This window comes from Thermodesulfobacteriota bacterium (assembly GCA_040754335.1).
GTDB lineage: Bacteria > Desulfobacterota_D > UBA1144 > Nemesobacterales > UBA2774 > 2-12-FULL-53-21.
In genome coordinates this window covers 1-13861 of sequence record JBFMCV010000005.1, presented here as the reverse complement: position 1 = coordinate 13861, position 13861 = coordinate 1, and the positions used below count along the sequence as shown (strand labels likewise).

Genomic DNA, 13861 nt, shown 5'->3' with positions numbered 1-13861 from the left:
ATACGGTGCGCGGCTATGGGGTTATGATGCCTCCGCCCGGGTTACTCTGAGGAGACATCTGCTGCTGAGTTCTCACGGCCCTCATCTCAATAAGCTCAAGGAGCCTGTTCTTGAACTCCTCGTCGTAAGCGCATACGGAAGGAATAATGTATCCGAGCAGTGCGATCTGGAGAAAATATTCGGTGTTGGCCCTGAGGAAATCGTCCTGGAACCGGGTCCCGTAGACCTGCGAGAGGTTGGTATAGATCGTGGTCCCGAGCTCAGCGACTGCATCGGTGACACTCTTTATACCCCCCGTCTGCTGGTTATAGGAAACCCCGAGATTAAACGCCATCAAGATTGAGCTCGCGATGCTCCCGAGCTCGCCCTCGTGTCCGCCGCCCTGCGGAAGTCCCTGGTCTGTCATCTCTCTACCTCCTTGTTTTCAAAGGTTTATTCTAACACAAATCGATTTTAAAGCCGAAACCCCCTGTCATGCCCATTTAATTTTACATTCAGTTGCCGATTTAGTTGATTTGGAAATCCAAAAGTGTAAAAGTATTTAGAGCTTAAAGACCGGAGGAATCATCATGGCGATTGCGGAGGGGGGATGGCTTGCGGTGAAGACGCTTCACAAGCTGGGCGTCAGGGAGATATTCTCCCTGGGCGGCGGGCACATAAATCCCATATACAAGGCCTGCTCTGAATTCGGCATAAGGATAATCGACACCCATCATGAGCAAGGGGCTTCCATGGCTGCCGACGCCTACGGGAGGGTTGGGAGGAAGCCGGGGGTCTGCATCGTTACGGCCGGTCCCGGATTCACTAATACCATAACCGGCATAGCGAGCGCCTACCTTGCGAACTCCCCGCTCATGGTCATTTCAGGGCGCTCAGGGGTCGAGGAGAACGACAGGCTGTCGCTTCAGGAGATAGACCAGCAGGGCATGGCCGCCCCCGTCACCAAGTGGGCGAGGACTGTCTTCGATACGAAGCGAATACCCGAGTACATAGCTTCGGCGTACAAAAAGGCGGTCAGCGGCAGGCCCGGGCCGGTTTATCTCGGCATGTCGTACGAGGTCCTCTATACCGGGTGCGAGGAAAATGAAGTCTCGGCGTATAACACCGACATTCCTTTTTATAAAACAGCCGCCCCGGAAGAGTCGGTCGCGGCAATTGCGGAGCTGCTGACGCGTTCGAAGAAGCCCGTGGCAATAGCGGGGAGCGGCGCATGGTATTCGGGAGCGGATAAAGAGCTTCTGAGGTTCGTCGAGAATACGAAGATGCCTCTATACACGCTCAACTTCGGGCGCGGGATCGTCTCTGACGATAATCCGTTCTCCTTCGGCGCGGCAAGCCCGTCGGCTCCGAACGCTTTTAAGGAAATCACCCGCGAGGCCGACCTCATACTCCTTCTAGGCGTGAGGCTCAGCATATACATCGGCTTCGGAAGGACATTCAACCCCGAGGCGAAGATAGTCCAGGTCGACATCGACCCTGGCGAGATAGGGAGGAACAGGCCTGCTGACCTCGGCATTGCGGGTGACTTGGGAATGGTGTTATCGCAGTTGACGGAATACCTGGAAGAAAACTCGATAAGGCTGAATTACTCCTCATGGATGAAAATGGCTCAGAGACTGCGCATGGAAAGGTGGAAGGAGGCGGAGAAACTGAGGAAATCCTCCAGGACCCCCATACACCCCGTCAGGGTGGCTAAGGCGGTCGAGGGTGTCATTGGGGAAGAGGGCATACTCGTCGTAGACGGGGGCGACACGCAGGCCTGGACGGACGGTAATTATAGAGTGAGGAGGCCGGGGCATTACGTGAAAGGCGGTCCGCTCGGATGCATGGGAGTGGGCGTGCCGTTCGCCGTAGGGGCTAAGGCCGCGAGGCCCGATAAGCAGGTCGCGCTCATCACGGGCGACGGCGCCGCGGGTATGAACTTTATGGAGTTCGAGACGGCGCTAAGGCACAAGCTGCCCTTCGTCGCCGTCGTGTGCAACGACAGCGCCTGGGGTATGACGAAACATCAGATAGAGATAACATATGGTAAAAGAGCCAAGGCGCAGGGCGTCGAGCTCGGCATGATCCCATTTCACGAGGTGCTGAAAGCGTTAGGCGGATACGGAGAGCTCATTGAAAACCCCCGCGATCTCGAGCCCGCGATCGAAAGGGCTTTCTCTTCGGGAGTCCCCGCGCTTATAAACGTCGTCACAGACCCCGGAGCCGTGAGCGGCGCTACTTATGCGATTACCGAGATGATGATGTCGGCGAGCAAGAGATAAGAATGACGGCCGTGAGAGCCTTCGGTATATCTTTCTAGGTCTTGAGCACGGCCAGGAACGCTTCCTGCGGTATCTCTATCTTGCCGATTTGTTTCAGGCGCTTCTTGCCTTCCTTCTGCTTCTCTAAGAGCTTCCTTTTCCTCGTCACGTCCCCGCCGTAGCATTTTGCGGTCACGTCCTTCCTAAGCGCCTTGACCGATTCGCGTGCGATGATCCTGTTCCCTATGGCTGCCTGTATCACGACCTCGTACAGCTGGCGGGGGATGAGCGACCTCAGCTTCGCGATAAGGTCCCTCGCCCTCTCGTACGCTTTTTCCTTGTGGACTATTATCGAGAGCGCGTCTACGGGGTCGCCGTTTACGAGCACGTCCAGCTTTATGAGGTCCGATTCCTTATACCCTACGGGGTCATAGTCCATCGAGGCGTATCCCTTCGATACGGATTTAAGCTTGTCGTAGAAATCGAACACAAGCTCGGAAAGCGGTATCTCGTATTCCACGATGACCCTGTCCTGCGTTACGTACTTGATGTCGCGCTGTATGCCCCTCTTTTTTATGCACAGGTCGAATATCGCACCCAGGTAAGTCCCCGGCGTGTGGATCGAAACCAGGACGTAGGGCTCTTCGACCGTCTCCAGCTTGTCTGGCGTGGGCAGCTCGCTCGGATTGTTGACGTAAAAGACCTCCCTCTTATTGTTAGTCGCCCTGTATACGACCGTCGGAGCCGTCGTAATGAGCTCGAGCTCGAACTCGCGCTCGAGCCTCTCCTTCACTATCTCCATGTGCAGTAGTCCCAGGAAGCCGCATCGGAACCCGAATCCCAGAGCAATGGAGGTCTCGGGCTCGTATACGAGGGATGAGTCGTTGAGTCCAAGTTTTTCGAGCGCCTCTCTCAGCTTGTCATAGTCGCCGGGGTCGATCGGATAAAGACCGCTGAAGACCATGGGCTTCATGACCTTGAACCCGGCGAGAGGCTTGTCCGTAGGCCTCGATACGCTAGTGATCGTATCGCCGACCTTGGCTTCGCTTATCTCCTTTATCGAGGCCGATACGAACCCGACCTCCCCGGTCCCGAGCTCCTGTACCTCGACGGCCCTCGGCGAGAAGACGCCGATCTTTTTTATTTCGTACGGTTTGCCGGTGGACATGAACTTGATGTTCTCTCCGAGGCTTATCTTGCCCTCGAATACCCTTATGAGCATCACGACACCCTGGTAGGAGTCGAACCAGCTGTCGAATATGAGCGCCTTCAGGGGCAGGTGAGACTTGTCGGCCGGCGGAGGGATATTCCTGACGATCGATTCGAGTATATCCTTCGTCCCGATGCCTTCCTTTGCGCTCGCGAGTATCGCGTCCTCCGCGCTTATGCCTATCACTTCCTCTATCTCCGTTTTCGCCCTCTCCGGGTCCGCCGCCGGAAGGTCGATCTTGTTGATTACCGGGACGAGCTCAAGGCCGGCGTCCGAGGCGAGGTACGCGTTTGCGACCGTCTGCGCCTCTACGCCCTGCGAGGCGTCGACCACTAGGAGCGCCCCTTCGCATGCCATTAGGCTCCTAGAGACTTCGTAGCTGAAATCCACGTGCCCGGGGGTGTCTATGAGGTTGAATTCGTATCTGATCCCGTCGTCGGCGTTATAATAGATCCTCACCGCCTGGGCCTTGATGGTTATACCCCGCTCCCTCTCGATCTCCATATTGTCGAGGAACTGTTCTGTCCTGTCCCTTTCGCTGAGCGTCCCCGTGAATTCGAGGAGCCTGTCGGCGAGCGTGGATTTGCCGTGGTCCACGTGGGCGATGATGGAAAAATTCCTTATATATTTTGATTCCATAAGGTTGTGCTGAAATATAGCCCGAGATTGCGGGAAAGAGCTAAGTATATAGGATAAGCGATTATATTCAACTTGAGCCCGGAAATTCGCGGTCCTGGCCTGGTTGCTGATTCATTCCGCGGAGCTCTTTGATAACATTCCGTATTTGTTAACGATTTTTGATCTTGCCCGTATCATTCAGGACTGTATGTATGGCTTTGCTCAGCACTTCGATGTTATACGGTTTCGTTACCACGCCCTTGAACCCGTATTCGTCGTATTTCGACATCACCGGGTCGTTCGAATAGCCGCTCGATACGATTGTCCTGACCGCGGGGTCTATTTCGAGCAGGATTTTTTGGGCCTCCTGTCCTCCCATACCCCCGGGCACCGTGAGGTCTATCATCACCGCGTCGAAGGGCCTTCCCTCTTCCATGGCTCTGGTGTATTTTTCTATCGCATCACGCCCGTCCGAGGCGTAGCCGACCTCGTACCCCAGCTGGCTTATCATTTCCCCCGCTACTTCCCTCACCATCTGCTCGTCGTCCATTACGAGTATTTTCCCGCTCCCCGTCAGCAGATTTCCGGTGCTTGATTGAATAACCGGTTTTCCCGTAACAGCCGGAAGATAAATATCGAACCTGGTGCCTGCCCCTATATTCGAAGAGACCCTGATGTAGCCGTCATGGTTTTTGACTATCGAATATACGGTTGCCAATCCCAGGCCGCTCCCTCTCTGCTTGGTCGTGAAATAGGGGTCGAAAATCTTTTCCAGGAGGTCTTCCGTCATCCCTATACCCGAGTCCTCGATCGTAATGTTCAGGTATCTGCCCTCTCTCAGATGGAATTCGTTGTCCGCTTCGAGCTCGACGTTCCGGGCGCTCACATTGACTATGCCTCCGTCGGGCATCGCCTGGTCGGCGTTGATTATGAGGTTGTGTATGACCTGGCTTATCTGGCCTTCGTCGACTTCCACGGGCCAGAGGCCGTCTTCGATTTCGAATTCACACTTTACCTTCGATCCGCTTACCACGAAATTTGCCGTGTCGACGATCAGCTCGCCGAGCGACTGCACGAATTCCTTTACGGGGGCCCCTCCCTTGGAAAAGGTGAGGAGCTGCGAGGTCAGGTCCCTCGCCCTGAACGACGCGTTCTCCGCTTCTACCAGTCTTCCGTATATTTTGTCTTTAGGATCGAGCTTCATCTTCGATACCGAGATATTGCCCAGGATAACGGTAAGGAGATTATTGAAATCGTGCGCTATCCCGCCTGCAAGGACGCCTAGAGACTCCAGCTTCTCCGCTTTGAAGAGCTCTTCTTCGAATCTCCTCCTGTCCGTGATGTCGCGGGATACAATGACGCACGCGGGCTCCCCGGACGCGGTTTCGACCGTCTGGCCCGTGCTCTCGAACCACCTCCAGCCGCCGTTCTTGTGTCTGTATCTGAAAATTGCTTTGCCCGCTGTCTGGCTGCTTACGACCCTGCCGAATTCTTTCATGGCGTGCGGTCTGTCCTCCGGGTGAACGTTCTCGAAAATATCTCTGCCTACAAGCTCCTCGGGCTTGTATCCGAGAGCATCCTCGTGTTTCGGGCTTAGATAAATAAACCTGCCGTCGGCGCTCGTCTCCACGATCAGGTCGCTTATATTCTCGACCAGTGTCCGGTACCTGCTGGCGCTCTCTTTGAGCAAGTCCTCGGCGTTCTTAAGGTCGGTGATGTCTTCCACTACCGACATTCCCCCCACAATATTGCCCTGTGCGTCCTTGAGCGGCGTAGCGGACACCAGTATGTAAAGCTCCGCATCGCCTGTCGTTGATTTGTAATAACCCTCGTGTCTCGATTTTTGTCCCTGTACCGCCTGTTCATGAATGTAATTGAATGATTTGTCTTCCAGGTCGTTTATATCGAGACCTATTATCTTGTCACGCGAAGAGTGCATTATCTCCGCGTGCCTTTCGTTTACGTTGGTAATAACCAGGTTTTTATCGTACGTATATACTCCGACGGGCGTTTGTGCAAATAATATCCTGTACCTCTCTTCGGATTCTTTAAGCGCCTCCGCCTGCCGCGCGTTGTTTACGGCAATTTCTATCTGGGCCGCGATGATCTCGAGAAGGTCGAGCTCGTCCTCGTCGAACGCGTTCGTCCTGAATGAATTTATGTTTATGCATCCTATGGTCTTGCCGTCGTACTTGATCGGCATGGAGGCGTAGCTCTTGGTTCCCACATCTCTCCCGGCCTGGCCGATGACAGGGTCGTTCTCGATATCCGGGCTATAGATCAGTCTCCCTTCCAGTATCGTTTTCCAGGTGAAGCCTTTCGGGCGCGGAATACGGCTCGTTTTATTGAGGAACCACTCCGGATATCCCCTGTATGCCTGGATAACTGCCACGTCCCCCTCGACGAAGTAAATTGAGACGTTGTCTGCGCCTTCTATGTTCTTGTTCATCGCGTCGACTGCGTTCTCGAGGACCTCCTGTATGTCTATGGAGCTGTGGACGCTCCTCGTGATCGTGCCGATAATTTCTTCGTATCTTTTCTTCTTGGATAGCTCGGTCAGTTTTTGCTTGATGTCTTCCTCGGATTTCTTCAGAGCCTCCGCCTGGTTCGCGTTCTTGATGGCCGACTCAAGCTGCCGCGCAACGATCTGCAGCATGTCGAGGTCCTCGATGCTGAAACTCTGCTTTTCCTGGGAATGGATATGGATGCATCCGACTGTCGTCCCTTCCGACTGTATCGGCATGGACAAATAACTCTTCGTGCCGAATTCTTTTCCCGCCGGACCCAGTACGTCGTCCTCGTCGGTGTCGGGAACGTATCTCGGTACACCGTCCAGGATAGTTTTCCACGTGGCGCCCTTGGGATAAGGAATTTTTCTGAGACGCTCTATGTACCAGTCCGAGTGGCCCCTGTCGGCTTTCAGTACGGCGTCGTTCCCCTCGGCCATGAATATGACGACGCTGCTTGCTCCTTCCACGTTCTTGTTGAGCGCGTCCACGGCGTTTTCGAACACGTCCTGCAAGTCGAGCGATTGGTGCACGCTCTCTGTCACCGCCCGGACTATCGATTCGTACCTGTTTTTCTTCGATAGCTGCTCGACGTGCTCCCTCAGCACTTCTTCCCGCTTTCTCGGCTCGGTCATATCGATGACGTCGGCGATGTATACCTTCTTGCCATTGAAGCTCGACAGCTGGAGATAAGTTTCGACCGGGTACCGCGTGCCGTCCTTTCGCCTGTGAACGCCTTCGATCCGTATTTTTTTGCGGTCGCCCGAAATCAGCGTTTCGGCTCTGCCGAGGAAGTCCGGCGTGAGGTCCGGGTTAATTTCGACAGTGTCCGTGTCGAGAAGCTCTTCGTACGTATATCCGAGATTGATCCTGGCTCCTTTGTTTACCTGGAGGTACCTGCACGTCTCGGCGTCTATTATGTAAATCTCGTTGAGCGACTCTTCGAGGATTTCGCCGAACTGCTTGGCGAGGTCCTGGGCCTTCATCCGCTCGATCGCGATGCGGGCCAGGTGCGTCGCCGCCTCTATTATCTTTTTTTCGTGAGAATTCGGAGAACGGGAGTGATCGTAGTACATGGCGAAGGTGCCGAGTACGTTCTTTTCAGTCGACAGTATCGGCGTTGACCAGCAGGCCTTGAGGCCGTGCTTTAGCGCAAGGTGCTTGTAATCCGCCCAGCGCTGGTCGGTTTCTATGTCGCTCGCGATTACGGGCTTTTTCAGGTAGGCAGCCGTGCCGCACGAGCCTACACCGGGCCCTATCTGGACACCGTCTATCGCCCTTGTGTACTCCCTCGGCAGGCTCGGCGCCGCGCCGTGCCTGAGGTGCTTCCCTGCTTCATCGAGTATAAGGAACGAGCAGAGCATGCCGGGAGCCTGACTCTCGGCTTGGCGACAGAGGTAGTCGAGAATACGGTTCAACGAAGTGTTGCGTGTGATCAACTCGAGCACTTTGTTTTCCGTGTTCAGCAAAAACTCCGCGTTCTTTTGGTCCGTTATATCTTCGCATACTATATTTATGCGGGTTTTTCTCCCGCCGCTTGGTGCCGCCTCGGCGTTTTCCCGGACCCAGATCAAAGTGCCGTCTTTTTTGACCTTGCGGATCTCCCATGTATGCACCTGGTTCGGATTGTTCAGGCATTTCTTCATCTGTGCGAGTACGCTTTTTCTGTCCTCGGGATAAAACACCTTCAGCACCGGCTGTTCAATCAGTTCATCCGCCGAATACCCCAGATGCTCCGCGCCTACTGAATTTACGGCTTTGACCGTACCTTTATTATCTATGGTGAAGAACATGAGCGGGCTGAACTCGTAAAAGGATTTGTATAAAAGGTGTTGGTCGGGCTGAGATTCGGGAATCAGCCGGCGCCGGCCCTCCTTTCCGCCGCGCGCTCCAGAGCGGTTTTTTAGCGGGCCCGGTCCGTCTGTTGCCTGTTTTTTCGGAGTGTGCTTGTCTTGCATTCTCTTGCCTGCGGTTTTCGATTCCCCCTATAAATTATAATCCCTTTCCGTCTGGAATTGGGACAATCTTTGCAGGTGCATATTATTAATGATTACTGTCGGTTCCCGGTGCATGTCCGGAATCTCCAATCCGGCCGGGATGATGCAGTGCTTTGGTAGTTTTAGAATCGGATCGAGCTCGTAGGAGCGGCTACCAGGACCCGCCGCCGCCCCCGCCGAAGCCGCCGCCGCTCGAGCCGCCTCCCCCAAGTCCGCTCCCGCCCGATTTCCTGGGCGTTGAGGAGAGCGTGCTGCTCATCACTCCCAGGCTCCTGCCCAGGTCTGAAACGAACGCGTTCGGCGAGAACGAGCCCCTGTAGTTGGGAGAGGAATACCAGGACGGCGGTTCCCTGTACATATCCCGGAACGCGTCCGCCCATTTGTCCTCGAGCCCGAATACGAGCGCGAAAGGCAGTATCCTGTCGAAGAGCGTCGGGTCGTTCTTTGCGAGAGCCTCGATCCTGTCCTTCTCCGCCCTGTCTATGAACTCCCTGAACCCGAGGAGCTCTTCGTTAAGGAGCGCACCCTCCTTTGTTTTCCTCGGCATGTATCTCGACGAGACGAGTATTATCAGACCCGAAAGCGCGATCGAGAGCTTTAAAAGGAAGTTGCTGAACAGGACGAACGAAAGAATTAGGATTATGATTCCGATCCATTTATAAATACCCTTGACCTTCTCGGGGTCTGCGGGGAAGTATTTCCTGCCGATGAGCTCTCCGTAGAGCGCTTTCTTGATGGGTGGAAGCTCGGTATAGAACTTATTCCTGAGGTCCGAAACGAGGACCTTTTCCTTCCCTTTGAAGATGCCCGAAAATATCTTCTCTTCGTGGGGCTTCAGCTCTCCGGGCGCGGGCTCTTTAGTCCTTACTAGCCTGTAATCCCTGTCCGTGAAGAAGTAAAATTTCGTGCTCTCGATCTCTTCTATCCTCAGGTATCCCCTCACTGCGAGGTCTATTATTGTAGATGTGATGTCGAGGATGTCGGCCCTTTCGTCCGCGAGCGTACCCGCCTCTGCGGGCGTGAGGTTCTTGGGTGGCTCATACCGGACGGTGATCACTCCCCTTCCCTCGGGGTCCCTCCCGCGGCTGTTCCATATGTAGGCTACGACGAAAAAGGTTAGGAACGGGAGGCCGAAATACCAGTTGTCGGATAAGAACCATATCGCTTTCGTCGTTGCCGAGGGTTCCTCTATAAGCCCTTTGGGCAGTCCGACTGCGACTGTAAGCCCCTGGCCGGCCCAGAGCGGATTCTTCGTCTGAAAGCTCACGCTTCCCGCTGAGATTTTATGGCTGCAGTCCTGAGCCTTCGAGCCTCTCCCGCCGGTATAACATTCGGCATTCACGCCTTCGTTCGTCTCTACTTCGAAAAAGACCTCTGCGCCCGCTCTCATTATCGGGACTCTCCATTCGTCCCCCGTTACGTTCCAGTAGAGCTCGTCGTGGTCTTCGAAAAACGCTATGGCCCCCCTCACTCTGTATTCGATCCTGTATCCGTGCACGCCCGTGACAGTCGCGTCGGGGTCGCCTATCCTGATATGGACATATCCGCCTCCGCTGCTGACTTCGTATTTATACGGGGTGCCGTTAAAATCCGTGACGTCCGTCACGTCGAGCCTGATGCTGTACCTCTTGTAACCGAAGTCGTAGTTGTACGGGATGTCCCTGTAGATGCCGTGGCGCTCGGCGTACTGGAAGTCGTACTCTATGTCTTCCCGGACGTCTATCGTCCCGTCCCGGTTTATGAATATTTCCGAGTGGAAGCCCCTTATTTCCTCGGCCTGGGATACGCCTGAAAATGAAAACCAGAGAGAGGAGAGAATCAATAATACCAGTGCGGTTGCTCTGTTCATTCGTCGGAACGTCCGTTTCAGACGCGCATATCTCTAGCTGAAGCTCACCTGAGGGACCTTTCTTTCCTCTTCGGAGTCGAGCTCGAAATACTCTTTCTTCTGGAAATTGAACATGTTCGCTACGAGGTTGCTCGGTACCGACTCTATTTTCGTATTCAAGTCCCTCACCACGGCGTTATAGTAGCGGCGGGCTAGCTGTATCTGCTCCTCTATATTGGCGAGCTCCGACTGCAGCTGAATGAAGTTCTGGTTCGCCTTGAGGTCGGGATACGCTTCGGCAAGTGCGAAGAGGCTCTTCAACGTGGACTGGAGAAAATTCTCCGCCTGTGCCTTGTCGGCGGGGGACGTGGCCTGCATCGCCTGGTTCCTCGCCTGGACGACCTTTTCGAAAGTCTCTTTTTCGTGCGACGCGTAACCCTTCACGGTCTCGACGAGGTTGGGGACAAGGTCGTATCTCCTCTTGAGCTGCACGTCCACATCGGACCACGCCTGCTCCGATGTGTTTCTCAGTCTTACAAGCCCGTTATAAATCCCGACGAACGCCAGTACTATGAGTGCTATTATTACCAGCAGTATCAGAAATGCCGACATGTCTCTCTCCCTCCGCGATAGCCGGTTCGATTTGCGAATATCGCCTGCGAATTGCTGCTGCCGGATAAATTATAAATCAAATTGGAGTCGGAGCGAAGATGTCTTGGTGAAAATAGCATTTTAGTCCGCATATCCCCGTCCCCTACCGGGGGTTTTGAATGAGTCGCCGGATAGGGCGTTTTTTACCAGAGTGGGTAGAACGTAAGGCCGGATAGTATCTTCGGGTAGAAATAGGTGGTTTTGTGGGGCATCCTCTCGCCAGTCATGACGACCTTGAATATGTCGTTCGCCCTGAGTTCGGGGAGAATGAATGCGAGCTTATACTCGCCGCTCCTGACGAGCCCGAGGGCCTCATCCAGATACTTCGTGTAGAATATGCCTGCCTCCTCTTCGTTCAGGATCTTCTTGAACACGATATTGTGGAGGAGCATCACTCCAAGTCTCGCGTATTCCGTCTGGGTGGCTTTAGGTTCGGATACTCTGTATGCGAATCCGTCATCCCCCGTAACAACCGCGAATTCTTCGTAGCCGATGTCCGAGACCCCTTTGTTTAAAGGCATTTTTTCGACACTGAATTCCTCGCCGAGCCTCTCGAGAAATCCCTCCGCCGTATATCGGCCGAGGTTTTTTATGACCCTGTGGGTGGGGTTGATGATGAGCCCCTGGCCTTCACCCCTCGCGATATACGTCATAACGTAGTCGAAGGGCTCTTCCCCGGTCCCTTCCTTTTTCTCCCTTTGTATCCTCCTGTACTCAAGAGCGGTCTCATACCTGTGATGGCCGTCTGCGATAAGGAAGCTCATGTCTGCCATCCTGTCCGTTATGAGCGAGATCGTCTCTGGGTCGGAAATCTTCCATAATCTGTTCCTGATGCCGTCCTTGTATACGACGTCGAATATGGGCTTCTCGGGAAGCTTACTGTCTATCAGATTTTCGATGGACCCCTCGGGGTCAGAGTAGACGGAGAATACGGGGCTCATATTGGCCCTGCACGCGGTATTCAGTTTGAGCCTGTCGAGCTTGTGCTTGGGGAACGTCATCTCGTGGGGCAGTATTTTTTTCGTCGAGAAGTCCTCGAGCTTGACCCTGGCGATGAACCCCTTCCGCGTAAATTTCTTTCCGTTTTCCTCGAAATCCTGATAATAAGGATAGATGCTCGGTTCCTTGTCCTGTATGAGCGTATCGTTTACGAACCAGTCCCTGAACGTCTTCGCCGACCGCTCATATTTAACGTCGCCCTCACCTTTGGGGAGGATGAGACGTATTACGTTAAGCGGATGCGTCTCGTGGAATTCTTCCTGCTCACGGGGGCTGATAACGTCGTAGGGCGGCGCCAGGACGCTGCCGAAGTCTTCGATTTTGTCGGGATTATATCTTATCCCCTTGAACCCTCTTACAGTCGGCATCAGAAGAACTCCTTTAATTCACGGGGAGTTAAGTCACCATCTCTCAATATCATGGGAGGAGTAGTCGTCGCGTCCACTATAGTAGACCCTTTCGAGGGCGGAATGTTACCAGAATCTATTATAAGTTCAACTTTACCATCGAATATACGGTAAATATAGTCGAATACCAGCAGGTTTTCACTCCCGCTGGGGTTGGCGCTCGTCGATGTCAGCGGACCGTCGAGCTCGTTAAAAAGACTTATTACGAAAGGGCTGGCGGAGACCCGTACGGCCGCTTTGCCGGTACCCGCCGTTATAAGCCGGGGGAGCTTCCCTTTATCCTTTAATACGAGCGTAAGCGGTCCCGGCCAGAAATTCTCGGCGAGAGCCAGAGCCGCTTCGTTGAATTCGACCAGCTCCTCCAGCATCTTTATATCCCTTCCTAGGACTGGTATGGGGTTGCCGTGGGGCCGTCCCTTGATTTCAAAGACCCTCTCTACCGGTTTTTCGCTCAATGCAAGGGCTCCGATCCCGTAGAGTGTCTCGGTCGGATATATGATTAGCCCTCCGCCCTTCAGTACGGATGCCGCTTTCGGGGGCGCTTCCGGGTCGGAAGCCTTGAAGACTTCGGTTGAAACTCTTGATTTAACTATCGCGCTCTATCCCCGGCCCTCAATGATATTCGATATTCCCATTGACCACTGTACCGCCGGTGTTCGTCAAAACCCGCCTTCCGGCGGCTACGGTCTGAAGACTTAACATATCGCTTTTGTGTCGGATTTTCAAGAATTGGCAGGTTGTCTTTAATTTATGATTTTCTTTCGGTATATTATATGGTTTAAACTTGACAAAGCAGTCGGTATGGTTATTTTAATTCGCGGTAAGTTAGCTCATTTAGAGTAAACGCAGAATTTCCAGCCAACAATAAATTTCAGATAATAACCTTGTAAGGAGGAAGTTTGCAATGAAGGTAAGGCCGCTGCACGATAAGGTTTTGATAGAGAGACTCGACACCGAAGAGACGACGAAGGGCGGAATTATAATTCCCGATACAGCGAAGGAGAAGCCGCAGGAAGGCAAGGTGGTAGCAGTCGGGACGGGGAGAATTCTCGAGGACGGTACGAAAAAGCCGCTGGATATAAAGAAAGGCGACAAGGTGCTCTTCAGCAAGTACGGGGGAATTGACATCAGCATAGACGGAGAGGATTACCTGATACTCAGGGAAGAAGACATATTAGCCGTAGTCGATTGAATTAATAGAAGTCAATAGAAAACATTCAGAAAACATCTGAGGAGGTCACAGAGAAATGGCAGCGAAGGAGATAAAATTCGAAAGGGCGGCGCAGGACGCGATACTTAAGGGCGTGAACACGCTGGCGAACGCGGTGAAGGCGACGCTGGGGCCGAGGGGGAGGAACGTTCTTATAGAGAAGACGTTCGGAGCTCCCGTGGTAACGAAGG

Annotated in this window: 9 protein-coding genes; 2 read left to right on the top strand and 7 right to left on the bottom strand. The window is 53.8% G+C overall.

The features are described 5' to 3' along the window. Nucleotides 1–13 precede the first annotated feature (13 nt). On the bottom strand, nt 14–406 hold the full coding sequence (locus AB1598_10955; GenBank protein MEW6145525.1) for a hypothetical protein: 393 nt from the start codon (nt 404–406) through the stop codon (nt 14–16). A 163-nt stretch (nt 407–569) separates the two neighbouring features. Between AB1598_10955 and AB1598_10950 the strand changes: the two genes are divergently transcribed. Further along, entirely contained in the window at nt 570–2264 is a 1695-nt protein-coding gene (locus AB1598_10950; GenBank protein ID MEW6145524.1) for a thiamine pyrophosphate-binding protein, read from the top strand. A gap of 34 nt (nt 2265–2298) precedes the next feature. On the opposite strand, the gene lepA is transcribed toward AB1598_10950, so the two are convergent. The 6 genes from lepA to AB1598_10920 all read right to left on the bottom strand — a co-directional run bounded on the left by lepA (nt 2299) and on the right by AB1598_10920 (nt 13053). Next, nucleotides 2299–4092 (bottom strand): translation elongation factor 4, encoded by a 1794-nt coding sequence (lepA, locus tag AB1598_10945; protein ID MEW6145523.1) that lies wholly within the window; start codon nt 4090–4092, stop codon nt 2299–2301. Nucleotides 4093–4240: 148 nt separating this feature from the next. Beyond that, nucleotides 4241–8536: a PAS domain S-box protein gene (locus AB1598_10940; protein ID MEW6145522.1), complete on the bottom strand. Its 4296-nt coding sequence runs from the start codon at nt 8534–8536 to the stop codon at nt 4241–4243. A 190-nt stretch (nt 8537–8726) separates the two neighbouring features. Further along, nucleotides 8727–10424: a DUF2207 domain-containing protein gene (locus AB1598_10935; protein MEW6145521.1), complete on the bottom strand. Its 1698-nt coding sequence runs from the start codon at nt 10422–10424 to the stop codon at nt 8727–8729. 33 nt (nt 10425–10457) lie between these two features. Next, nucleotides 10458–11015, bottom strand: a complete 558-nt coding sequence (locus AB1598_10930) for a LemA family protein (GenBank protein ID MEW6145520.1) — start codon at nt 11013–11015, stop codon at nt 10458–10460. Between the two features lie 182 nt (nt 11016–11197). Beyond that, nucleotides 11198–12421 carry a DUF1015 domain-containing protein gene (locus AB1598_10925; protein ID MEW6145519.1) on the bottom strand — a complete coding sequence of 408 codons (1224 nt, stop codon included), beginning with the start codon at nt 12419–12421 and terminating at the stop codon, nt 11198–11200. Continuing rightward, entirely contained in the window at nt 12421–13053 is a 633-nt protein-coding gene (locus tag AB1598_10920) for an L-threonylcarbamoyladenylate synthase (protein ID MEW6145518.1), read from the bottom strand. Before AB1598_10920 ends, AB1598_10925 begins: the two co-directional genes overlap by 1 nt. Nucleotides 13054–13364: 311 nt before the next feature. Here AB1598_10920 and groES point away from each other — a divergent pair, with 311 nt between their 5' ends. Beyond that, nucleotides 13365–13652 carry a co-chaperone GroES gene (gene groES / locus AB1598_10915; GenBank protein ID MEW6145517.1) on the top strand — a complete coding sequence of 96 codons (288 nt, stop codon included), beginning with the start codon at nt 13365–13367 and terminating at the stop codon, nt 13650–13652. Nucleotides 13653–13861: the final 209 nt, after the last annotated feature.

Coding starts and splice junctions, on each gene's coding strand:
- groES (MEW6145517.1), top strand. CDS start 13,365: ATGAAGGTAAGGCCGCTGCACGATAAGGTTTTGATAGAGAGACTCGAC.
- AB1598_10940 (MEW6145522.1), bottom strand. CDS start 8,536: ATGCAAGACAAGCACACTCCGAAAAAACAGGCAACAGACGGACCGGGC.
- AB1598_10930 (MEW6145520.1), bottom strand. CDS start 11,015: ATGTCGGCATTTCTGATACTGCTGGTAATAATAGCACTCATAGTACTG.
- AB1598_10955 (MEW6145525.1), bottom strand. CDS start 406: ATGACAGACCAGGGACTTCCGCAGGGCGGCGGACACGAGGGCGAGCTC.
- lepA (MEW6145523.1), bottom strand. CDS start 4,092: ATGGAATCAAAATATATAAGGAATTTTTCCATCATCGCCCACGTGGAC.
- AB1598_10935 (MEW6145521.1), bottom strand. CDS start 10,424: ATGAACAGAGCAACCGCACTGGTATTATTGATTCTCTCCTCTCTCTGG.
- AB1598_10925 (MEW6145519.1), bottom strand. CDS start 12,421: ATGCCGACTGTAAGAGGGTTCAAGGGGATAAGATATAATCCCGACAAA.
- AB1598_10950 (MEW6145524.1), top strand. CDS start 570: ATGGCGATTGCGGAGGGGGGATGGCTTGCGGTGAAGACGCTTCACAAG.